Origin of the sequence: Tardiphaga sp. 768_D3_N2_1 (assembly GCF_052076105.1) — a bacterium.
Lineage (GTDB): Bacteria > Pseudomonadota > Alphaproteobacteria > Rhizobiales > Xanthobacteraceae > Tardiphaga.
In genome coordinates, this window is record NZ_CP197245.1 from 5147141 (window position 1) to 5170671 (window position 23531).

19 protein-coding genes are annotated in these 23531 nt (G+C 61.7%); 9 read left to right on the top strand and 10 right to left on the bottom strand.

Annotated features, from left to right (window positions below):
• Nucleotides 1-40: 40 nt before the first annotated feature.
• The 4 genes from recF (at nucleotide 41) to gyrB (ending at nucleotide 7391) form a co-directional block, all read left to right on the top strand.
• Entirely contained in the window at nucleotides 41-1189 is a 1149-nt protein-coding gene (recF, locus tag AB8A27_RS24160; RefSeq protein ID WP_441244093.1) for a DNA replication/repair protein RecF, read from the top strand.
• A 109-nt stretch (nucleotides 1190-1298) separates the two neighbouring features.
• The gene (locus tag AB8A27_RS24165) at nucleotides 1299-3470 is read left to right on the top strand and encodes a hypothetical protein (RefSeq protein ID WP_441244094.1); all 2172 of its coding nucleotides are present in this window, start codon (nucleotides 1299-1301) and stop codon (nucleotides 3468-3470) included.
• Nucleotides 3471-3571: 101 nt separating this feature from the next.
• On the top strand, nucleotides 3572-4723 hold the full coding sequence (locus AB8A27_RS24170; protein ID WP_441244095.1) for an FUSC family protein: 1152 nt from the start codon (nucleotides 3572-3574) through the stop codon (nucleotides 4721-4723).
• 226 nt (nucleotides 4724-4949) lie between these two features.
• Nucleotides 4950-7391, top strand: coding sequence for a DNA topoisomerase (ATP-hydrolyzing) subunit B (gyrB, locus tag AB8A27_RS24175; RefSeq protein ID WP_441244096.1), 2442 nt, complete (start codon nucleotides 4950-4952; stop codon nucleotides 7389-7391).
• A gap of 27 nt (nucleotides 7392-7418) precedes the next feature.
• Here gyrB and AB8A27_RS24180 read toward each other — a convergent pair whose 3' ends face one another.
• Nucleotides 7419-8084: a GntR family transcriptional regulator gene (locus AB8A27_RS24180; protein WP_441244097.1), complete on the bottom strand. Its 666-nt coding sequence runs from the start codon at nucleotides 8082-8084 to the stop codon at nucleotides 7419-7421.
• Between the two features lie 208 nt (nucleotides 8085-8292).
• On the opposite strand from AB8A27_RS24180, the gene AB8A27_RS24185 reads away from it, so the two are divergent.
• From AB8A27_RS24185 to AB8A27_RS24200, 4 genes are read left to right on the top strand one after another with little or no spacing between them, the layout of a single operon-like run.
• Nucleotides 8293-9138 carry an ABC transporter ATP-binding protein gene (locus AB8A27_RS24185; RefSeq protein ID WP_441244098.1) on the top strand — a complete coding sequence of 282 codons (846 nt, stop codon included), beginning with the start codon at nucleotides 8293-8295 and terminating at the stop codon, nucleotides 9136-9138.
• Nucleotides 9139-9912: an ABC transporter permease gene (locus AB8A27_RS24190; RefSeq protein ID WP_092141281.1), complete on the top strand. Its 774-nt coding sequence runs from the start codon at nucleotides 9139-9141 to the stop codon at nucleotides 9910-9912. It begins immediately after the preceding gene.
• Between the two features lie 27 nt (nucleotides 9913-9939).
• Entirely contained in the window at nucleotides 9940-10965 is a 1026-nt protein-coding gene (locus tag AB8A27_RS24195) for an ABC transporter substrate-binding protein (RefSeq protein ID WP_441244099.1), read from the top strand.
• 12 nt (nucleotides 10966-10977) lie between these two features.
• Nucleotides 10978-12417, top strand: coding sequence for an amidohydrolase family protein (locus AB8A27_RS24200; protein WP_441244100.1), 1440 nt, complete (start codon nucleotides 10978-10980; stop codon nucleotides 12415-12417).
• Between the two features lie 21 nt (nucleotides 12418-12438).
• Here the strand turns inward: AB8A27_RS24200 and AB8A27_RS24205 are convergent, their stop codons facing one another.
• The 7 genes from AB8A27_RS24205 to cyoA all read right to left on the bottom strand — a co-directional run bounded on the left by AB8A27_RS24205 (nucleotide 12439) and on the right by cyoA (nucleotide 19443).
• The gene (locus AB8A27_RS24205; protein WP_441244101.1) at nucleotides 12439-12972 is read right to left on the bottom strand and encodes a response regulator transcription factor; all 534 of its coding nucleotides are present in this window, start codon (nucleotides 12970-12972) and stop codon (nucleotides 12439-12441) included.
• The gene (locus AB8A27_RS24210) at nucleotides 12962-14335 is read right to left on the bottom strand and encodes an ATP-binding protein (protein WP_441244102.1); all 1374 of its coding nucleotides are present in this window, start codon (nucleotides 14333-14335) and stop codon (nucleotides 12962-12964) included. The genes AB8A27_RS24205 and AB8A27_RS24210 overlap by 11 nt, the downstream gene beginning before the upstream one ends.
• An 84-nt stretch (nucleotides 14336-14419) precedes the next feature.
• Complete coding sequence (locus tag AB8A27_RS24215) at nucleotides 14420-15241, bottom strand: SURF1 family protein (protein WP_441244103.1); 822 nt, start codon at nucleotides 15239-15241, stop codon at nucleotides 14420-14422.
• Nucleotides 15241-15615: a cytochrome o ubiquinol oxidase subunit IV gene (gene cyoD / locus AB8A27_RS24220; protein WP_441244104.1), complete on the bottom strand. Its 375-nt coding sequence runs from the start codon at nucleotides 15613-15615 to the stop codon at nucleotides 15241-15243. Before cyoD ends, AB8A27_RS24215 begins: the two co-directional genes overlap by 1 nt.
• The gene (gene cyoC, locus AB8A27_RS24225) at nucleotides 15612-16241 is read right to left on the bottom strand and encodes a cytochrome o ubiquinol oxidase subunit III (RefSeq protein ID WP_441244105.1); all 630 of its coding nucleotides are present in this window, start codon (nucleotides 16239-16241) and stop codon (nucleotides 15612-15614) included. The genes cyoD and cyoC overlap by 4 nt, the downstream gene beginning before the upstream one ends.
• Nucleotides 16238-18262 (bottom strand): cytochrome o ubiquinol oxidase subunit I, encoded by a 2025-nt coding sequence (gene cyoB, locus AB8A27_RS24230; RefSeq protein ID WP_441244106.1) that lies wholly within the window; start codon nucleotides 18260-18262, stop codon nucleotides 16238-16240. The genes cyoC and cyoB overlap by 4 nt, the downstream gene beginning before the upstream one ends.
• Nucleotides 18263-18276: 14 nt before the next feature.
• Entirely contained in the window at nucleotides 18277-19443 is a 1167-nt protein-coding gene (gene cyoA, locus AB8A27_RS24235; RefSeq protein WP_441244107.1) for a ubiquinol oxidase subunit II, read from the bottom strand.
• Nucleotides 19444-19642: 199 nt separating this feature from the next.
• Between cyoA and AB8A27_RS24240 the strand changes: the two genes are divergently transcribed.
• Complete coding sequence (locus AB8A27_RS24240; protein WP_441245003.1) at nucleotides 19643-20956, top strand: MFS transporter; 1314 nt, start codon at nucleotides 19643-19645, stop codon at nucleotides 20954-20956.
• A 104-nt stretch (nucleotides 20957-21060) separates the two neighbouring features.
• Here AB8A27_RS24240 and ccoS read toward each other — a convergent pair whose 3' ends face one another.
• Nucleotides 21061-21216 carry a cbb3-type cytochrome oxidase assembly protein CcoS gene (ccoS, locus tag AB8A27_RS24245; RefSeq protein ID WP_089263381.1) on the bottom strand — a complete coding sequence of 52 codons (156 nt, stop codon included), beginning with the start codon at nucleotides 21214-21216 and terminating at the stop codon, nucleotides 21061-21063.
• Nucleotides 21213-23477: a cation-translocating P-type ATPase gene (locus AB8A27_RS24250; protein WP_441244108.1), complete on the bottom strand. Its 2265-nt coding sequence runs from the start codon at nucleotides 23475-23477 to the stop codon at nucleotides 21213-21215. The genes ccoS and AB8A27_RS24250 overlap by 4 nt, the downstream gene beginning before the upstream one ends.
• Nucleotides 23478-23531 lie beyond the last annotated feature (54 nt).

Sequence of the window (23531 nt, forward strand, 5' to 3'; positions counted from 1 at the left end):
CGCTTCGCGCTTGGCCGGGCATGACGAGAGAATTTTGCCGATGACCGCCTCCCGCATCCATCGCCTGTCGCTCACCAACTTCCGCAGCTATCGCGCGGCATCGCTGGAGACGTCGGCGAACATGGTCGCTCTCGTCGGCCCGAACGGCGCCGGCAAGACCAATTGCATCGAGGCGATCTCGTTTCTGTCGCCAGGCCGCGGCCTGCGACGCGCGACGCTTGAAGACGTTGCGAATAACGAAGGTGACGGTTCATGGGCCGTATCAGCGACCGTCGAAGGCGAAGTGGGCCTCGCTACGCTCGGCACCGGAATCGATGCCCCCACCGCTGAAGGCGCCTCCACCAGCCGTCGCTGTCGCATCGATCGCGAGCCGGTAGGCTCTGCCACGGCATTCGGTGATCACCTGCGCATGGTGTGGCTGACGCCCGCGATGGACCAGCTGTTCATGGGTGCCGCCTCCGAACGCCGGCGCTTCTTCGACCGCCTCGTGCTGGCCATCGACAAGGACCATTCCGGTCGCGTCTCCGCGCTCGAGCGAAGTCTGCGCTCACGCAACCGCCTGCTCGAGGAGCGCAACGGTGACAGCCACTGGCTCGATGCCATCGAGCGCGAGACAGCCGAACTCGCAGTTGCTGTCGCAGCCATGCGCGGCCAGACCGCGATGCGGCTCGCAGAGATGCTGCGCGTCCGCGGCGAAGCCTCGGCCTTTCCATCCGCACTCATCATGCTCGATGGATGGATGGAGAATGCGCTGGTCAATGAGCCGGCCACAGCGGTCGAAGATCGCTATCGCCAGATTCTGCGTGATGGTCGCCCGCGCGATGCCGCTGCCGGCCGTACACTCGACGGCCCGCATCTCACCGACCTGCAGGTGATCTATGCGCCGAAGAACATGCCGGCGCGCGACGCCTCCACCGGCGAACAGAAGGCGCTGCTGATCGGCCTCGTGCTCGCACATGCCACGCTGGTCGCCGAGATGACCGGCATCACGCCTCTGCTGCTGCTCGACGAAGTCGTCGCCCATCTCGACCCTGACCGGCGCAAGTCGCTGTTCGGCGAACTCGCGAAATTGGGCGCCCAGGTCTGGATGACCGGCGCTGATCCTGCTGCTTTCGGGGATATCGGCCCCTCCGGCGAGATCTTCGACGTCGCGAATGGACGGATTACCCGGCGCCAGTCCACCGGTTGAACCAAAGCAACACCTCTCGGAACTCACACTGAGTGCCCCGCGCAAATGATGTCGCTGCCCTAGTGGGCGGCGCTTTTGCATGCGCGTCACCAAACGTCGGAGGCTTTCAGTGATGTTTTCAAGCAAGCGCGTGATGCAGTTCGCGGCCAGACACTCTCTGTTGGCCCTGCTTGTCAGTACAGCCATCGCCGGCGGCTCGCTGGCCTGCCGCGCCGAAGACGGCCTGGTGGATGTGAGGACGCTGCCGTACATCGACGGTGCGACGGCCCGGCCGGAAGCCGCCAAATATCCTAACCTCAGCGCCAGCTATTTTGGCGCGGGCACCGTTGCAGATACCATTGCCAGCACCGATAGATTACTCGCCGCCGATGGCTGGATCGCCTACACGCCGCCATTCGAGGCCTCGAAGCGCAGTCGCTGGTACAAGAAGGGCGCGCAGGGTGTGTCGGCATCTTTTATGACCGACGGCAGCCGAACGGACCGGTCCGGCGTCAGCTACAGCTCGCAGCGCCTGGAAGTGAATCTGCCCTTCCCCGAACGAGCAACCGACATCATCTATGACGAGCGGCGGCCATATCTCGGATGCGCGACCCCTGAAACGGTCGACGCAACGCTGGCTTTCTTTCAGAAAGAGCTCGCTGCATTGGGCTGGTCGCCACTATCCGCGAGTGCGGCGGAGGCTCGCTGGCCGGACGCGAAGATTGACGAAACGATCGCTGACGGCGTGCGTGTCTATTTCACCCGCGACGGCAACACCCGGCAATTGCCAGTGATGCTGACCCTGCAACGAGGCGCCGACAGCAAGACCAGTGTCGAGATTCGCGTCGCGCCATTCGCACTCCCGCAGGAGCTGGTCGCCGGCTCTGAATCTGCCGGCCTGCCAAAGCCGGAGCGCATCAAATCCGCCGGAACCACCGGCAGCGCAGATTCCATCAAGCGTGAAGCGCATGCGCTGATCCCGGCAGAGCTTGGCCCCGTGCTCGCCTTCTATCGCCGCGAACTCGGCAAGAAAGGCTGGATCGAACAAAGCAAGGACACCGTCGTCACCGCCGATCGCGCCTCGCTCGCATTCACCTCCCCGGAGGAAACTGCGACGATGCAGATTGGTCGCAAATACGATCTGACCACCGTGCAGATCGACGTGCAGGTTCTGCCATCTGTGATCGCAGCGCGCGCGAAGGCCAAAAAGGAAGCAGACGACCGCTTCATGAAGGATGCGCTTTCATTTGGCCAGGCTGTGATTGCCGAAGACAATGCGAGACGCGCCGCGGCACAGTCGGCGCGTGGACCGGAAGCTCCGCTCCGCACGATGAGTGGCTCCGCTGTACCCATTCCCGTGCCCGACACGGCCAGCGAAGTGGAATTCGACGGACAAGCCGGCAAGCTTGAATTTGCAAGCACCTCCAGCGCCGGCGCTATCGCGGACTTCTATCGTGGCGGGATGAAGACGCTCGGCTGGAAGGCCATGCCATCCGTCATCAACAATCCCAACATGGTGGTGCTCAATTTCAGCAAAAGCGGTCAGAGCATCGCGCTGACGGCGATGCAGATGGGCCCGAAGGTGAATGTTACGGCGACAGGCTCGGGCCTGAAGGGCGCGCCTGTTGCAGCCTCTGCCGGCAACAAGACCACGACGGACAACGCCAAGAGTATCGAACAGGTTCTCGAATCCGATGGCGATGCCGATTATCCTACCCCGAAACAGCGGACGTTGCGATCGCTCGGCAAATCCGGGCTGCCCGGTGGCGCACCATTCCGGCATGAATTGAACGCCTCCATTCCTGCCGGATTGGATTCTGTTCTGGCGTTCTACCGGCGCGAACTCACGCAGCGACAGTGGCAGGAAGATACAAAAAGCACGGTCATCAAGCCCGACACCGCCATGCTGGCCTTCAAGGCCCCCGGCGGTCCCGCCATGCTGAAGCTGGAGCGTCGCAACGATGAGACCACGGTCAGTCTTGTCGTGCGCCATCCCACAGAAGCAACAAAGGCCGGCATTCTACCCGCACCGGGCAAGGTTCGGCTGCTGTTCGGAAATATGGGCGATGCCGAAGTGTCGGTCAGCGTCAATAACAAGACGATCAAGGTTGGGCCCGGCGTAGGCGGTCCGCAGAATCCGAACGGGCCGACGATGGAACTGCCGCCCGGTGCCTACAAGGTCACAATCAGGGCCGCTGGCAAACCCGCGCATGACAGCACGATCAAGGTCGCGGCCAATGACAGCTGGGGTCTGATGGTCGGCCCCGACGGTCGGGACATCCTCCCCCTGCAGCTTTACTGAAGACGAAGCGCACGGTCGCACCGGCGAGCGTATCCGCGGCAGCATTGGGCCATGAAAAATCGCCTGTTGTGGGTGGCGCCGGGCGGCATAAATATCTGGCCATGCTGGTATTTCTGGCCATTCACCTGTCGCGGATCGCGCGCGCATTCGGGACTGAAATGCGGTCGCTGCCGGTCCCCGGACCGCGCATGATCGACGAGGTCGAATGCATTTGTTCGGTGCTGCTGGCGATCGTCTTTTCGCACGCCATCGGTGCCGAGAATGTCGGCTGGGCGGCCTTCTCCGGCTACATGGTGATGCGTTCGCATGTCACCGAAAGCTTCACGCGCGGATTGCTCCGTGTGATCGGGACGCTCGCAGGTGCAGGGATCGCGCTTGCGGCCGCGCCGCTATTGCTCAAGCAGCCGTTATTGCTAAGTCTTGGCCTTCTGATCGGCGGCGGCATCACGCTCTATTTCGCCATCGTCGGTCGCCGTGCCTATGCGTGGCTGTTCACCGGCCTCACCTTTCTGATGGTGCTGATCGAAGGCATGGAACATGCGCGGGAGCCGATCCTTCGCTTTGCCTCGACGCGCGTGCTCGAAGTACTGGCCGGCACCACCGCCTGTGTCATTGTCAGCGCGATCTCGACCTGGACAGTGCGGCGCGCGCTACCGAATCCGGACAACAATCTGCGCGCCAAGCCGTACAACCAGCCGACGCGGCAATGGCACGCCACAGTGGCGCGTCACGCGTTGGTCGGCGGCATTGCGCTGGCGCTGATCCCCTGGGCGTGGCTCTGGCTCGGCATTCCCTCGCTCAGCCAGTCCAGCATCACGATCTTCGCGGTCATGCTGGTGCCGGCTGCCTCCCTCGCGGAAGGCATGCTCAGCCCGGTTTCCTCGCGCATGATGAATCGGCTGGTTGGCTGTCTCGCCGGCGGTCTGCTCGCCAGCGCGATCCTGCTGGTCAGCCAGCATTCGCCGGTCGTAATGACCATCGGACTAGCGCTCGGCGTCATGATCGGCCGTCACGTCGAAAATGGCCCGCCCTCCATGAGCTACGCGGGCCTGCAGTTCACGCTCGCTTTCCTTGTGGTGCTGGTGCCTGACAACTACGCCAATGCCGCCCTGGAGCCCGGTTATGACCGCCTGTTCGGCATTCTGTTCGGGATGGTGCTGCTGGAGCCGGTGGTGCTGGCCGCGCATCTGATCGCCCGTCGCGGACTCAAAATAAACGCCACCAAGCCCGCTGCGGAACTGGCCGACAAATAGCCTCCGGAATGCACGCAAGCCGGGCATTTCGACGCCCGGAACAGGCGCGAAATCAGGCTGTAAAAACGGCCTCGATCCGGCTTGAAATTGCGCCAAAAAATCCCATTTATTCAATAGCTTGCTGCACGTTACTTTGCGCTAGGCGCAATGCGTCTTTCGTGGCACAAATAGAGCGATTCAGGCGCCGTTTTCCGCGCTGATTCGGCACACCTTCGAAGGCCCCTACATGACTGAACCAGCCCGGCAACCGATCGCCGACACTGAGCATGCCATTCCCGCTGAATATGGCGCGGAATCGATCCGGGTCCTGAAGGGACTCGACGCCGTCCGCAAGCGGCCGGGCATGTATATCGGCGACACGGACGATGGTTCCGGCCTGCACCACATGGTCTACGAAGTCGTCGACAACGCGATCGACGAAGCCCTCGCGGGTCATGCCAGCGCTGTCGAAGTTATTCTGAATGCCGACGGCTCAGTGACGGTGCGCGACGACGGTCGCGGCATTCCCGTCGACATTCACAAGGGCGAAGGCATTTCGGCGGCCGAGGTCATCATGACCCAGCTCCATGCCGGCGGAAAATTCGACCAGAACTCCTACAAGGTGTCCGGCGGTCTGCACGGCGTCGGTGTCTCCGTCGTCAACGCGCTGTCGAGCAAGCTGATCCTGCGCGTCTGGCGCAATGACAAGGAGCACCGCATCGAATTCGCGCACGGCGATTCTGTTGCGCCGTTGGCGGTCGTCGGCGATGCCAATGGCAAGCGCGGCACCGAAGTGACGTTCTATGCCTCGGCCGAAACCTTTACGACGCTCGAATATGATTTCGCAACGCTCGAACATCGCCTGCGCGAGCTCGCCTTTCTGAATTCCGGCGTCAATATCAAGCTGGCGGATCTGCGTCATCCGGTCGAGAAGACCGAGACCATGATGTATGAGGGCGGAGTCGAGGAATTCGTCAAGTATCTCGACCGCAACAAGAAGGCGATGGTGCCGGCGCCAATCGTGATGCGCGCCGAACAGGGCGGTATCAGCGTTGAAGTCGCGATGTGGTGGAATGACAGCTACCACGAGAACGTGCTGTGCTTCACCAACAACATCCCGCAGCGTGACGGTGGCACCCATCTCGCCGGCTTCCGCGGTGCGCTGACGCGTCAGGTCAATGGCTATGCCGAAGTCGTGGCCAAGAAAGAAAAGATCGCGCTGACCGGCGACGACTGCCGCGAAGGTCTTACCGCTGTACTTTCGGTGAAAGTGCCGGACCCGAAATTCTCGTCGCAGACCAAGGACAAGCTCGTATCCTCGGAAGTGCGTCCGGTGGTCGAGAACGTGCTCAATGAAGCGCTCGCTTCATGGTTCGAGGAACATCCGACCGAAGCTAAGATCATCGTCAACAAGGTGATCGAAGCCGGTGCGGCCCGCGAAGCCGCACGCAAGGCGCGCGAACTGACCCGCCGCAAAGGCGCGCTCGACATCGCGTCGCTGCCCGGCAAGCTCGCCGACTGCCAGGAACGCGATCCCGCCAAGTCCGAACTGTTCATCGTCGAGGGTGACTCGGCAGGCGGCTCTGCGAAACAGGGCCGCAACCGCGAATTCCAGGCGGTGCTGCCGCTGCGCGGCAAGATCCTTAATGTCGAGCGCGCGCGCTTCGACAAGATGCTGTCGTCCGAACAAATCGGCACGCTGATCACCGCGCTCGGCACGGGTATCGGCCGCGACGACTTCGATCTCTCGAAGCTGCGCTATCACAAGATTATTCTGATGACGGACGCCGACGTCGACGGCGCGCATATCCGCACGTTGCTCCTGACGTTTTTCTTCCGCCAGATGCCGACGCTGATCGAAGGTGGTTTCCTCTACATTGCGCAGCCTCCGCTCTACAAAGTGACGCGCGGCAAGTCCGAGCAATACCTCAAGGACGAACGCGCGCTGGAGGATTACCTGATCGAGACCGGTCTCGACGACTCCCTGTTCCGCCTCTCATCCGGCGAAGAGCGCACCGGCCGCGATCTGCTGTCGCTTGTGGAAGATGCCCGCGTCATCCGTTTGACGCTGAACAACCTGCATTCGCGCTACAATCGCAGCGTGGTTGAGCAAGCAGCCATTGCTGGCGTGCTCAGCACCGATGTCACACGTGATCTGGCCAGCGCCAACGAAGCGGCAAGCTATATCGCGCGCCGCCTCGACGCACTGGCGGACGAAGTCGAACGTGGCTGGGTCGGTGAGTTCCGCGAAGGCGAAGGTTTCTTCTTCGAACGCACCATCCGCGGCGTGAAGGAAGTCGCGTTCATCGACGAAGCGCTGCTCGGTTCGGCCGACGCCCGCAAGCTCGACGAATATGCGGCACGCCTGCAGGAGGCCTATCCGAAATCCGGCATCCTGCGCCGCAAGGACATGGAATTCCCGATTCACGGCCCCGTTACGCTATTCGAGGCCGTGACAGATGCCGGCCGCAAGGGTGTGGCTCTGCAGCGCTATAAAGGTCTGGGGGAAATGAACCCCGGTCAGCTCTGGGAAACCACGCTCGATACCAATGAGCGCTCGCTGCTGCAGGTGAAGGTTAAGGAAGTCGACGAGGCCGACGACATCTTCACCAAGCTGATGGGCGACGTCGTCGAACCGCGCCGCGAATTCATTCAGGACAATTCGCTCAGCGCGAATGTGGACGTGTAACCAAAGACAACCGCGCTGCCGAGGCCGCTAGGTCGTTTCTTCGGCATAGGGCGCGAGTACGTCGAGCAGATCCCGCCCTCGCGCCGGGGTCGGCTCCACCAGCGCACGGTTGGCGACCGAATCCAGATGCGAATGCATCAGCGACATCGCCTTGTTGGCGTCGCCATCCTGCAGCGCCTCGATGATCGCAATATGCTCGTTGATGCCGCATTCCGATGAATGCGGCCGGCTGAACAGCGATAACGTCAGACAGCAGCGATAGGCGATCTCGCTCACATAGCGGACCAGCACCGGGCTGTTGGTCATCGACGCCAGCATGATGTGAAATTCCGTCGCCAGGCGGATCGACACCGCGTTCGGCCCATGCTCCGCCTCGCGTTCCGCCTCCACATGCGCCTTGAGCCGCGCGATCTGGCTGCTGCTGAGCTTGCCGGCGATTTTGCGGACGATCAGCCGTTCGAGATCCATCCGGATGTCGAAAATATCACGCGCGTCCTGCCAGCTCGGCGTCACCACCACAGCAATGCGGTTACGACGCAGCTCGACCAGCCCCTCGGAGGCCAGTTGCCCGAGCGCGTAGCGGGCGATGGTACGGCTGACGCCGAAGCGTTCACCGAGCGAGTCCTCGGGAAGCTTGGCGCCAGGTTCCAGGGCCTGCTCGATGATCGCCCGCCGCAGCGCTCGGCAGATCATCCCAACCTTGTCTTTTGAATTCGGCGCTTCTGGCATTCAATCGAACCTGTCGCGATCTCCGCACACGGGCCGTGCCCGAAGTGCATGCAATCGAAGAGAGTGGCTGCCCAATAATTCCGCATGGAATGGCGAGCGAACGTAAAATGACAACGTTTCGCCCCGGACTCAAGTGGCACCCCAATTGCATGCACTTATTGTTATGAAAAGTATGCAAGACATCGGGGCCGCCGGAGCCCAGCGCAGGCCGACCGCCATCGAACTGTCGGCGACCTCGGTAACCTTCGGCCGCGGTCCCACGGCCACGCCTGCGCTCGCCGAGACAAACCTTAGCATTCCGGATGGCGAATTCCTCGCCCTAGTCGGCCCCTCGGGATGCGGCAAGTCGACGATCCTCAAGCTCGTGAGCAATCTGCTCCGCCCGACCACCGGCGTCGTCATCGTCGGCGGACGTGAGGTCGCTGCCAAGGCCCTGCGGATCGGCATGGCGTTTCAGAACCCGACCATGCTGCCCTGGCTGACCATCGAGCGGAACATCATGCTTCCGCTCAAAATCGTGGAGCCGTTCCGGTCCGAGTATCGACACAAGCGCAAAGGCGAATTTCGCGACAAGGCCCATGCATTGCTGGCGCAGGTCGGCCTCAAGGACTTCGGCAACAAGTATCCCTGGCAGTTGTCCGGCGGCATGCTGCAGCGGGCCAATCTGTGCCGCGCGCTGATCCATGAACCGCGCATGCTGCTGCTGGACGAGCCGTTCGGCGCGCTCGACCAGTTCACCAAGGAAGAACTCTGGTCGATCCTGCAAAGCCTTTGGCTGCAACACAAACCGACGGTGCTGCTCGTCACGCACGATCTCCGCGAGGCCGGCTTCCTCGCCAGCCGCATCTGCGTGATGAGCGCGCGCCCAGGCCGCATCCTCGACGACAGCGCGGTGGATTTTCCGCGCCCGCGCACCATCCCCATGACCTTCGAACCCGACTTCGTTGCACTGAACCAGCGTCTGCGCGACCTCATCGTCAATGCGCGGAGCAATGCTCCGGCCACGCAGGAGGCATAAATGAATCTCGGCCTCCGTCAGAAACTCTGGTCGTTCGGATTGATCGTCGCGTTCTTCGCGGGATGGCAGCTGTTCTGCATCATCTCGGGCATGTCCGATCTGATCCTGCCGCGCCCGACCGATGTTCTCGCGACACTGATTGCGCGCTTTCCGGTGCTGTGGCCGCATATCATCCAGACCCTCAGCACCACCATGGCCGGCTTCGCGCTCGGCGTCGGCCTCGGCGTCGTGCTGGGTGCGGTCATTGGCGTCTCCAAAGTCGCCTATGACACTGCCTATCCGCTGCTGGTCGGCTTTTCGTCGATCCCGAAGGTCGCCGTCGTGCCCATTTTCGTGCTGTGGTTCGGCTCGGGCTCCGTGCCTGCGATCCTGACCGCGCTGTCGATCTGCTTCTTTCCCATCGTCGTCAACATTGCGACCGGTCTCGCCACCACCGAGCCGGAGCTGGAGGACGTGCTGAAGGCCCTTGGCGCCAGCAAGCTGGATATTCTCTGGAATGTCGGCTTGCCGCGCACCATGCCGTTCTTCTTCGCCTCGCTCAAAGTCGCGGTCAGCTACGCCTTCGTCGGCGCCGTCCTGGCGGAAACCGTCGCGTCCAATCGCGGCATCGGCAATGTGATGATGAGCGCATCGTCAAACTTCAACGTCCCGCTGGTGTTCGCCTGCCTGTTCATTCTCGCGATCCTCGGCGTGGCGCTCTACGTCATTTTCTCTCTGATCGAGGCGCGCGTGACTGGCTGGGCCACGCGCAAGAACGATCTCGTTGCGACCTAATCACCTCACACCAACCAGGAGAACGTCATGTTGAAGAGATTGACCGCCCTCGCCGTCGGCAGCGTCCTGCTCACAGGCTCCGCCTTCGCTCAGGAGACGACCATCAAGTTCACGCTGGGCTGGAAAACCCAAGGAAGTGACGCGGCATTCTTCTACGCAAAGGACAAAGGCTACTTCAAGGAAGAGGGCCTGAACGTCGTCATCGATCAGGGCGAAGGATCGGGCGCGACCGTGACGCGCATCATGTCCGGCGCCTGGGATGCCGGCTTCGGCGACGTTAACGCCATCATCCAGAATTCATCGACACGCCCTGCGGACGCGCCCGTCATGGTCTACATGATGTGGAACCAGCCGCCCTTCTCGATCGTCACCAAGAACACCAGCGGCATCAAGACCATCAAGGATTTCGAGGGTCACACGCTGGGCGGCGCGCAGGGCACACCGACGACCCGCCTGCTGCCGGTTTTCATCCAGAAGAACGGTCTCGCCGGCGACAAGATCAAGGTTACGAACATGGCGCCCAATCTGCAGGAGCCGATGTTGATCAAGGGCGACATCGACGCCGCACTGGTCTTCAATATCACCAGCTACTTCAACCTCGTCCTCAACCGCCAGGATCCCGAAAAGGACTATAAGTGGTTCTCGTTTGGTGAATTCGGCCTCGACCTGTATTCGAACGGCGTGATGGTATCGCAGAAACTGCTGGCATCAAACCCGAAGGCCGTTGCCGGTCTTGTCCGCGCGATCAACAAGGCCAACATCGCCGTCGCCAAGGATCAGAGTGCCGGCATGGCCTCGGTCGTCGCCTTCGACAATCTGATCGATGTCCCCGTCGAGAAGCGCCGGCTGCAGTATTCCTTCGACAAGCTGATGGTCTCGCCAGAGATGAAGGAAATCGGCGTCGGCGACATCAAGGATGACCGCATGACCCGCGCCATCAGTATGGTCGTCGAAGGTTACGACCTGAAGCGCACTCCGACCCCGAAGGAAATCTTCTCGCGCGACTTCCTGCCGGAGCGCAAGGATCGTGAACTGGTCTATACAGCAAACTAGACGACGCCTTAGATGACCCAGGTTGCGTCTGCGACGAATATCTTCACCGCTACAGATCGGGGTCTCGTACCTCAGGCCAGCATCCATCATGCGGATGGCCTGATCACGAGTGTCTCAACCGGTGCAAGCATTTCGCCGCAGACAAACCACCTGATCATTCCCGCGCTGGTCAATGCCCACGACCACGCGCGACCATCCATGACGTCCTTCGGCGCATCGAACATGCCACTGGAATCGTGGATCGCGCGTTCGGCCTTCGGTACCCCACCCGATCCTTATCTCGCCGCCGCTGTCTCGCTCGCCCGCTCGGCGCGTGCAGGCTGCGGCGGCGCTATGATTCATTACACCCGTCCAAGCGGCAAGATGCCGATCCTCGATGAGTCGATTGCGATTGCGAAGGCCGCCACTGATGTTGGTATTCGGCTGGCCTTTGCACTGGCCGTGCGCGACCAGAATCCAATCGTCTATGGCGACAGCGCCGATGTGCTGGCCACCTTGCCCGAAGACGACCGAAACACGATCCAGGACATGTTCATTCGTCCGAGCCCGACACCATCGGAATATCTCGATCGTGTCGAAGCGATTCACGCCGCCATTGCCGGACCGATGATCGACGTGCAGTTCGGCCCGGCCAGCGTGCAATGGTGCTCACCTGCCTTGCTCGAAGCCATCGCCGAGCGTTCCGCCGCCACCGGCCGGCGCGTGCACATGCATTTGCTCGAGACAATCTACCAACGGCAATGGGCCGACCGCGCCTTTCCCGGCGGCGTGGTGCGCTTCCTGAAAGATATCGGCCTGCTATCCAACCGGCTGACTCTGGCCCATTGCATTCACGCCCGGCCGGACGAACTCGACATGATCGCCGAGTCCGGCGCGGCCATCGTGACGAATTTCAGCTCCAATCTGCATCTGCATTCGGGCCTAGCGCCAATTGCCGACGCCCATCGTCGCGGCTGTCTGATTGCGGTCGGGATCGACGGCGTCGCCCTTGACGAGGACGATGACGCAATCCGGGAAATGCGCCTCGTGCAGATGGCCCATGATGGCCTCGGCTTCGACCGCACCTGGAGCCGGACAGAATTTCTGGCGCTCGCCATCCGCAACGGCCGCAAGTCAATCGGCGCACCCGGCACGGGCACACTGGCGACCGGAGAAGCCGCGGATTTCGTGACGCTCGATATCGGCCAGCTGGACCGCGATGCCATCATACCGGTCGATCCACTCGACATGCTATTTGCCCGTGGCAACACAAGCTGCGTCCGCGACGTGATCGTGGGTGGCCGCACCATCAGCCGCGATGGCAAGCCGACCGGCGTCGATCTGGAGGCTATGGAAACCGAGTTGCGCGGGCTCTATCGCAAGAGCGTGCCGCAGTTCAAGGCGTTCGAGCACGCCTGGGCACCATTCGAAAGCGCTGTGTCGCACTGGTTCCAGCAACAGGGGTGTTGCTAGCTCGCCCAGTCGCGAGCGGGTTCAGTTCACCTGACGTTTTTCAAGCTTCCGCGCCAGCGTCCGACGATGCATACCGAGACGACGCGCGGTCTCCGAAATGTTGAAATCGCTTTCCACCAGCGTCTGGTGAATGCGCTCCCATTCCAGGGTCTTGATCGAGGTCGGGCGTTCCGTGAGCGCGACCTGCACATCGCCGGTCGCTTTCTGGAAGGCCTCCTCGATATCGTCGGTGTTCGAGGGCTTGGCAAGGTAATGACATGCACCGAGCTTGATCGCCTCCACGGCCGTGGCGATGCTGGCATAGCCGGTAAGCACCACGATCAGCATCTCCGGGCTGAGCGCGTGCAGTGCTTCGACACAGGCAAGGCCCGAGGCTCCCCCGAGCTTGAGATCGACCACCGCATAGCCAGGCACCTTGTCGCCCAGTACCTCAGTCAGCGTCTCGAAGCCGTCGGCGTGCAGCACGGTATAGCCGCGGCGCTCGAACGAGCGCTTCAGCGTGCGCGCGAAACCCTCATCATCCTCGACAATGATCAGCAGACGTTCATCCGACATGTTTACGCGCTCCAATCGCGAGGGCCGACAGTGGCAGCGACAACGACACGAGGGCGCCGCCCACGGGACGATTCTCCGCCATCACCGTACCGCCCAGTTTGCGGACGGCATTGACCACCAGAAACAGACCGAGTCCGCGCCCGGACTGGCCCTTGCTTGAATTGTAGGGTCTTCCGAGATTCGCCAGCATCTCCTTGGCGAAACCCGGTCCCATGTCGCTGACCTTCAGTACCAGCTGGTCTTCATCGCGCTCGATGGCAAGACGAACCCAGAGCGGCGATACTTCATTCGCATTATCTAGTACGTTGAAGATCATCTGCTTCAACGCAGAATCCGAAACGATCGGCATATCCTCGCCAAACCGGTTTTCATAGACCAGCGTTCTGCTCGAGCGCGCGATGCGCCATTCCTCGACCAGTTCACTGAAGAAATCGTGCACGGATGTGATGGCAGGCGCTTCACCGCGCATGTCACCCGCTGACATCAGGATGCCGGTGACGATCGACTTGCAGCGCTGTACATCGGCCTGCATTTCAGCGATCTCTTCCATCAGCTCAGGGTCCTTGGCGAGCGCCGGCATGCGGCGCCAGTCGCTGAGGATGACCGACAGCGATGCCAGCGGCGTACCAAGCTCATGCGCGGCACCAGAGGCGAGCAGGCCCATGCGCACGATATGGTCTTCCTCTGCGGCCTGCTGGCGCAGTGCTGCGAGACCCTCGTCCCGCTCGCGCAGGTTCTGTGCGATGCGAGTCATGAAAACAACGATGAGCGCCGCATCCAGCACGAAACAGATCAGCATGCCAATGATGTGTAACTGGAACAGATTGTCACGCAGCGCGTCCGGTAGGTCCAGCGGGCGATGAAACACAATCAACCCGGCGAAACACAGACAGGCGACAACGACCACAACCCAGGTCGAGCGACCGTTCAGCAGCATTGCTCCGAGCGTCACCTGCAGCAGATAGAGCGACACGAATGGATTCGTCGCGCCGCCGCTCAGATAGAGCTGCACCGTCAGAGCCGCCACGTCGAGCAGCAGGAGCAGAAGTAGTTCGCGGTCACGCGCATCGGTCTGTTGGCGCAACCACTCCTGGCTGATGACATTGAGGAATACCGAGCCACACAGCACCGCCACCATGGCCATCCACGGCAGCGCGATGCCCATCACCAGATGCACGAAGCCGATGGTCAGGACCTGTCCGACTACTGCGATCCAGCGCAACTGGATCAGCAGATTGATATTCTTGATATTGGTGGTCTCGTCGAGCGGTAAAGCCTCGAGCGCAACAGGTGTGATGCCCCCCACAGCGTCGACAGGCGACGGGGTCACCGCACTGACGCCAGTGACATCTGGTGTCCTCACGTTGCTCTCTGCTCCCAAACCCGGCATCTGGCCCCGTCAGCTTGATCGGCCGGCCTGAATCGGACCAGCGCATCATCCATGACGTCATACGCGAGGTAATGATTTTTTCCGAATCCGCCACTCGTCGCGAGCGACGAACAGAGCACCGCCGGCCAGCATCAGAGCGAGCCCAAACCAGGTGATGGCATAAACCACGTGGTTGTTCGGGAAGGCAATCACGGTCAGGCCGCCATGGGGCTGACCCGGTGCGTCCAGCCCAGCATTGGCATCGATAAAATAGGGTGCGACAGCGTCGAGCTTCTGGCTGGCGGCAATGGCCTCGACGTCGCGGGAATACCAGCGCTGTGCGGCGGGATCATTTGAGCGCAGGAACCCGCCCTTCGGCTCGGTGACGCGCAGCAGGCCGGTTACCGACACCGGCGTCGCGGGCGCCGCAAATACGTCAGCCTTGCGCTCCTCCGGGCTGATAAAGCCCCGGTTCACCAGCACGGTGTAGCCGGCCTCGACGCGCAGCGGGGTCAGCACCCAGAAACCGGCGCCGAGATCCGAGACGGCCTGCACCAGAGTATCAGCGCCCGGCACAAACCGCCCCGCGATGCTGACGCGACGATATTCATCGTCATTGCGATTGATCGCAGGCCACGCCGCAGGCCCGGGTGCAGCTTCGGGCGCGGCGTGGCTGCGCTGATCGACACGTGCGATCAGATCCAGTTTCCAGGCGCGGCGTTCAACCTGCCAGATGCCCAGCGCGGTCAACCCCGCGATACCGAGCAGTGCCAGCAGACCTAGCACCGTGAGGGTCGTCGCGCTACGCGGCGACCGCCCGGATTCGATTTTCGATTCAGACGACTCCCGTCTGGCCGGGCGGCCCACGACGATCCCGTCGTTGGCGCGCACCATGGCCATCAGGGCATATTCCTCATGTCGTGAACCGGCATCATGTTGACGTTGAGGTGGTACATCACCCAGAGCGAGCCGCTCAGCGCGATTACCACGACGATGATCGTAAAGATCAGCGCCATCATGGTCCAGCCGGCATCCGACGTCGTGTTCATGTGCAGGAAGTAGATCATGTGAACCACGATCTGCACCACAGCGAACGCAACGACGATCGCGATAGTCCAGTTCTTGTTCTCGATCGCCCCCGTCATCACCAGCCAGAACGGAATGGCGGTAAGGATGACCGAGAGGATGAAGCCAGTCATATACGACTTGAACGAACCATGGTCGCGACCATCATCGTGACCATGTCCGTGCGTGGCATGTGCATCGGCGCTCATCGCAGCACTCCCAGCAGATAAACAAAGGTGAAGACGCCGATCCAGACGACGTCAAGGAAGTGCCAGAACATGCTCAGGCACATCAGCCGGCGCTGGTTCGCCTCGATCAGACCGAATTTCGCCACCTGCACCATCAGCGTCACCAGCCAGATGATGCCGAAAGTGACGTGCAGACCGTGGGTGCCGACCAGCGTGAAGAAGGACGACAGGAAGGCGCTGCGCCACGGACCAGCACCTTCATGGATCATGTGATGGAACTCGTAGAGTTCAATGCACAGGAAGGCCAGACCGAACAGGCCGGTGACGGCCAGCCACATCTGGGTCGACTTCACTCTGCCCTTCATCATCTCCAGCATCGCAAAGCCGTAGGTGATCGACGAGAACAGCAGCATCGCAGTGTTGATCGCGACTAGCTTGAGGTCGAACAGATCCTTCGGGCCAGGACCGGCGGCGTAGCTCGTGCCAAGCACGCCGAAAGTCGCAAACAGCATCGCGAAGATCAGGCAATCGCTCATCAGATAGAGCCAGAAGCCAAGCATGGTGCTTCCGCCCGGCGGATGATCATGCTCGTCGACGACGTAGAAGACCGGCGCAGCGCCGCTTATGGTTTGAATCGGTGCGCTCATGATACGACCTGTGCTGACAGGAGCTTGGTGCGCTCGGCTTCAGTGTTGATGACCTGATCCACCGAGATGTGGAAATCACGCTTGTAGTTGAAGGTGTGGTAGATGGCGCCGGCCACGAGCACGACGAAGCACACCGCTGCGAACAGCCACATGTACCAGATCAGCGCGAAACCCAATGCAGTGGCAAAGGCCGACAGGATGATGCCTGCGCCGGTGTTCTTCGGCATATGGATCGGCTTGAAGCCCTGCAGCGGACGCTGATAACCGCGGCTCTTCATGTCGTACCAGGCGTCATTGTCGTGAACCACCGGGGTGAAAGCAAAATTGTAGTCCGGCGGAGGCGACGAAGTCGCCCATTCCAGCGTACGCGCATTCCACGGATCGCCAGTGGTGTCGCGCAGCTCGTTGCGCTTCCAGATGCTGTAGGCAATCTGCACCAGCAGCGCACCGATGCCGGCTGCGATCAGCAACGCGCCAAGCGCGGCAAGAACGAACCAGATCTGCAGCGACGGATCATCGAACACGCGAAGGCGACGGGTGACACCCATCAGTCCGAGCACATAGAGCGGCGCGAAAGCCAACCAGAAGCCAGGCACCCAGCACCAGAACGACACCAGCCCCCAGAACCGGTTCAGCTTGAAGCCAAATGCCTTTGGGAACCAGAAATTGATTGCCGCGAACACGCCGAACACGACGCCACCGATGATGACATTGTGGAAGTGGGCGATCAGGAACAGCGAGTTATGCAGCACGAAGTCGGCCGGGGGGACCGCGAGCAGAACGCCGGTCATGCCGCCGATCACGAAGGTCAGCATGAATGCGATCGTCCACATCATCGGCAGTTCGAACCGGATGCGGCCGCGATACATCGTGAACAGCCAGTTGAATATCTTCGCACCGGTGGGGATCGAGATGATCATGGTCGTGATTCCGAAGAAGGAATTCACGCTGGCGCCCGAACCCATGGTGAAGAAGTGATGCAGCCAGACAAGGTAGGACAGAATCGTGATAACGATCGTGGCGTAGACCATCGAGGTGTAGCCGAACAGCTTCTTGCCCGAAAAGGTCGAGGTCACTTCCGAGAATACTCCGAAGACTGGCAGCACCAGGATGTAGACTTCCGGGTGACCCCAGATCCAGATCAGGTTCACGTACATCATCGGATTACCGCCGAGATCGTTCGTGAAGAAGTTGGTGCCGACGTAACGGTCGAGCGACAGCAACACCAGACAGGCGGTGAGGACGGGGAAGGACGCGACGATCAGAACGTTGGTGCAGAGCGAGGTCCAGGTGAAGACCGGCATCTTCATCATGGTCATGCCGGGACAGCGCATCTTCACGATGGTCGCGATCAGGTTGATGCCCGACAGCGTCGTGCCGACGCCGGCGACCTGTAGTGCCCAGATATAGTAATCGACACCAACGTCGGGACTGTAGCCGAGATTCGACAACGGCGGATAAGCGAGCCAGCCGGTCTTGGCGAATTCACCGACGAACAGCGAGATCATGACGAGGATCGCACCGCCGGTGGTCATCCAGAAGCTGAAATTGTTGAGGAACGGGAAGGAGACGTCGCGGGCGCCGATCTGCAGCGGCACGATGTAGTTCATCAGACCGGTGACGAAGGGCATGGCCACGAAGAAGATCATGATCACGCCATGCGCGGTGAACACCTGGTCGTAATGGTGCGCCGGTAGGAAGCCCTCGGAGCCATTGAAAGCCATCGCCTGCTGGGCGCGCATCATGAGTGCGTCGGCAAAGCCGCGCAGGAACATCACGAGGCCGAGCACCATATACATGATGCCGATCTTCTTGTGATCCACGCTGGTGAACCACTCCTTCCAGAGATAACCCCAGAGGCGGAAGTAGGTCAGGCCCGCGACCAGCGCGAGGCCGCCGAGGCAGACGCCCGCAAAAGTGGCGACGAGAATCGGCTCGTGGAAGGGTAGCGACTCGAACGACAGGCGGCCGAAAATGAGCTTCGCAAGCCCGGTATTTGCCAATGCGGCTGTATCAGACATTTAGATCGACCCGATCAGGTGTTGGAAGCGCGCCGCTCGGCAGGCGACGGCGCAGGCGTGAAATTGAACGGCGCGGGGGCGGCACCCGGGCGCGTGAGACCAGCACCTGTGACCGGTGTTGGGTCGAGCGGAGCCGTCGACGAGCGGTGATCGGCTGCTTCGCGTGCCGCCTCGGCGAGGGTGCAGACGCTGGCGACGTAGTTCTTGGTCGAGCTGGAGCCGTCGAGCATCGAGATATTGTACTTCAGCGGCAGGATGTTGCGGGCGCTGGCGAGACCGAGACCGCCCTTCGCGTCCATCGCCATCATCTCGCTCATGCACATCTTGCCGGGCTGGGCGCACATGTTGAGGATCGCCTTGTAGAGGTCAGGCGCGACTTCCTTGTAGAGACGAACCGGCACGTTCTCGCTGGGCTTTTCGAGCTCCAGATAGGCCTCGCGGCTCAGCGCATCTCTGCTCGCCTTGGCCTTGGCAATCCAGGCATCGAAGCCAGCCTGATCGACGCCGTAGAACTTGAAGCGCATGCCGGAGAAGCCGGCGCCGCTATAGTTCGCCGAGAAGCCGTCATAAACGCCGGCCTTGTTGATGACCGCATGCAGCTTGGTTTCCATTCCGGGCATCGCATAGATCTGACCGGCGAGCGCGGGGATATAGAAAGAGTTCATTACCGACGAGGCAGTGATCTTGAAGCGCACCGGACGATCGACGGGCGCGGCCAGTTCATTGACCGTCGCAATGCCGTATTCGGGGTAGAAGAACAGCCACTTCCAGTCGAGCGCGACGACTTCGACCTGCAGCGGTTCGTTGAGGCTCGCAGCATTACCGGGCGCAATCCGGTCCAGTCGGCGATACGGGTCAAGCAGATGGGTGCTGGACCAGGTCACAGCGCCGAGACAAATGATAATCAGGAGGGGCATCGCCCAGATGACCAGCTCGAGATGGGTCGAGTGATCCCAGTCTGGCTCATATTTGGCGGCCGTATTCGATTGCCGATACTTCCAGGCAAAGAACACGATCAGCGCCATCACCGGCACGATGATCAGCAGCATCAGCACGGTGGAAATCACCACGAGATCGCGCTGCTGCACTGCGATGTCGCCCGCAGGATTCATCACAACGAAATTGCATCCGCCCAGCAAGGCAACCAAGGGCAGCAAGAGAAGGATCCGTAGGCGGCTCAAGGTGTTACCTATTTCATAGTGACGGTTCTCGCGCACGGTTAGGCGCATTTGCTGCAGGGCAACATTGGACAATTTGTCCAATGGTTCGGAGACGCCGTTCACGACAAATCGTCAACCTCGCGTCGCCCTTTGGGCGTCGATTGCATTACTTTCAACACACCACCGACGGATAGAAAAAATGGCGCAGACGTCATCGACGATGGAACAGGATGCGCGCCTTCTGCACGCGGATGGCCACGGTGAGGTCAACCCGGGCGAGATCGCCATCGGCGTCGTCATCGGCCGAACGTCCGAGTTCTTCGATTTTTTCGTCTATGCGATCGCCTCTGTGCTGGTGTTTCCGAAGCTCGTCTTCCCCCACCTCGATCCCTTGACTGGCACTCTCTATTCCTTTGCGATCTTTGCGCTGGCCTTCATCGCCCGCCCGATCGGCACGATGATCTTCACGGCCATCGACCGCAGCCAGGGCAAGGGCGCGAAGCTGACCATCGCGCTGTTCCTGCTCGGCGTCGCCACCGTCGCCATCGCCTTCCTGCCCGGTTACGAATCCATCGGCATTACCTCGGCCTGGCTGCTCGCCGCGGCGCGTATCGGTCAGGGCATTTCCTGGGGCGGCACATGGGACGGCCTTGCTTCGCTGCTGGCGCTGAATGCGCCGGAGGGCAAGAAGGGCTGGTACGCCATGATCCCGCAGCTCGGCGCGCCGATCGGTTTGCTGGTGGCCAGCGCGCTGTTCGCCTTCTTCGTCGACACCCTGTCCGCTGAAGACTTCCTCGACTGGGGCTGGCGTTATCCGTTCTTCGTCGCTTTCGCCATCAATGTCGTCGCGCTGTTCGCACGTCTGCGCATGGTGGTGACGCCGGGCTATACGGAACTGTTCGAAGCCCGTGAACTCGAGCCGTCCTCGGTCACCGAGACCATTGCCCAGCAGGGCCGCACCGTCGTCATCGGCGCCTTCGCACCGCTGGCGAGCTTCGCGCTGTTCCACATGGTCACGGTGTTTCCGCTCTCATGGGTATTCCTGTTCACCCGCGAAGCCCCCGGCCGCTTCCTGCTCGTCGAATGTATTGGCGCCGTGTTCGGCATCATCGCCATGATCGTTTCGGGCTACGTCGCCGACAGGGTCGGCCGCCGCACGCTGCTGACCGGTTCGGCGATTGCCATCGCCGTGTTCAGCGGCTTCGCACCGCAGATGCTGGACGGCGGCATCGTCGGCGAACTGGCCTTCATGGTGACCGGCTTCATTCTGCTCGGCCTGTCGCTCGGTCAGTCGTCCGGCTCGGTCGCATCGAGCTTCTCGAAGCGCTTCCGCTATACGGGTTCGGCGCTCACCACGGACCTTGCCTGGCTGTTCGGCGCCGGCTTCGCGCCGTTCGTAGCGCTGGTGATGTCGAGCCGCTTCGGCCTGTCGTCATCGGGCGTCTATCTGCTGTCGGGCGCGGTCATGACCCTGCTTGCGATCTCGATCAACCGGCAGTTCGCCAGCCGCGATGCCTCGGCGATCCAGCCGTAAGCAACATCGCCACTAAAAGAAGGGCCTCGGTTCTGATCAGAACCGAGGCCCTTTTGTTTGCACGTTTCCCAACGCGAACCGGCACTCCCCCGCGCGAAAGCGCTCTAGTGCGACAGCGGCACATCGTCCTGATGCAGGATGCGTTCAGCGGCGCCTTGCAGATCGTCATACTGACCTGATTTCAGCGACCACAGGAACGCCGCGAGGCCGCACAGACCAAGCCCGATGGCGATCGGGATCAGATAGAAATAGTCCGTCATTCCGCCGGCTCCATTCTGACCGACATCCCCGGCGTTGATGCGCTTGCGCCCTGAGGCTTCTCGGATTTGCCGCGGCCACGCAGCCGCAGCGCATTGGCCACCACCACGACGGACGAGCCGGACATCGCGATGGCTGCGACCAGCGGCGTGACGTGGCCCATGATCGCGATCGGTACCGCAATGAGATTGTAGCCGACCGCGAGCGCGAGATTCTGCCGCACCAGATGCCCTGCCTCGCGCGAAACCGCGATTGCCTGCGACACGGCCGACAGATCCTCGCGCAGGAAGACGAGATCTGCGGCGTTACGCCCGACATCGGCAGCCGATGCCGGCGCCATCGACGCATGCGCGGCCATGAGCGCCGGCGTGTCATTCAAGCCGTCGCCAACCATCAGGACCTTCTTGCCGGCGGATGCCAGCTCTGCCACATGGGCCGCTTTGCCGCCCGGCAGCACGCCTGCGAAATACGGCACACCCATGCCGCTGGCAAGCATCCGCACAGGCGTCTCACGATCTCCCGAGACAACCCCGACAGCCAGCCCGTCGCGCTTCAATTCGCCGACCGTCTCGGCTGCGCCCGCGCGCAACCGATCCTCGAAGCGGAAATCCACCACGCATTGTCCATCGCGCGACAGCACCACGGAGGAACCATCGAGATCCATGTTGCTGGTATCGGCGAGGGCCCATTCCGGCCGACCGAGACGGAACACGCTGCCGCCGAGGCGCGCTTCCATGCCGCAGCCGGGATGTTCGGAAACATCATCTAGCGCGATCGGAGCCTGCGCCGTCGGAACGACCGCAGCGAGCGCGCGCGAATAAGGATGACGCGAATATGCGGCAACCGCGCCGGCCAGCGCCAACGTCGCGGGCGCGATCGTCACCGCATTGACGACACGCGGATTGCCTAGCGTCAGCGTACCGGTCTTGTCGAACACCACCGTATCGACTTCGGCGAGGCGCTCCAGCGCGCCGCCATCCCTGATCATGATGCCATTCTCGAACAGCCGCCGTGCGGCGACGACCTGCACCATCGGCACGGCAAGACCAAGCGCACAGGGACAGGTGATGATAAGCACTGCGACCGCAATAGTGATGGCATGGTGCCAATCACCTTCGGCAAACATCCAGCCAGCCAGCGTGATGGCCGCGGTCAGATGCACGACCGGCGCATAGAGCCCCGCCGCACGGTCAGCGATCCGGCGATAGACCGAACGGCCCTGCTCCGCAGCTTCCATCATCCGCAGCATCTCGGCCAGGAACGAATCGTTGGCGGAAGCTATCGCGGTAATCGTCAGCGGTCCTGTCAGATTCAGCGTGCCGGCGCGCAGTATCGACCCCGGCAGTGCCGGCTGCGGCACGCTCTCACCGGTGACCAGCGAGACATCGAGCTCGGACAAACCTTTGGCGACCTGCGAATCGACCGGCACGCGCTCGCCGGCAGCGAGCATGATGGTCATACCCGGCGTGATTTCGCCGACCGGCAGATAGATCTGCGCACCGTCACTCTGCAGAACCAGCGCACCGCGCGCCGCCAGACGCGCGAGCCCCTTGACTGCGACACGTGCGCGCTCACGCATCATGTGATCGAGCGTGCGGCCGATCAACAAGAAGAACAATAGTGTCACCGACGCATCAAAATAGGCATGCGGACCATGAATCGCGGTCTCGTACAGGCTCATGCCGAAGGCCAGCAACACGCCGAGAGAAATTGGCACATCCATATTGGTGCGACCGTGACGCAGCGCCTGCCAGGCCGAGCGAAAGAATACCCGGCCGGAATAGATCAGCGTCGGCAGCGCGATCAGCGCAGAGATGCCGTGGAACAGATCGCGTGTCGCGGGCTCGGCACCGGACCACACCGAGACCGACAGCAACATGATATTGCTCGCCGCAAAACCCGACACCGCGAGCGCACGGATCAGCTCCGACAGCGTTGTATCCGTGGCATCGCCATCGACCTCGAACAGATGCGCTTCATAGCCAACATTGCGCAGCGTTTCGATGAAGGGCGGCGGCGCGGCATCGGCGCGCCATTTGATGGTGACGCGCCTGGTCGAGAGATTCACCCGTGCCCAGGTCACGCCGTCGAGCGCGCCGAGCGCCTTCTCAACGGTGCGGATACAGGCGCCGCAGTGAACGTCCGGCACGGAGAGATCGGTCTGCCTCAAACCGCCGGCAATGCTGCGGCTGACCAGCAGGACTTCGCGCGGATCCGGCGCCGCCAGCATTGCCAATTCTGCTCCTGAGCCACAGCAACTCATCGGAGACCTCGTTTCTCACTCTGAGCATGATCCTTTCGGAACACCGGCTCCCAC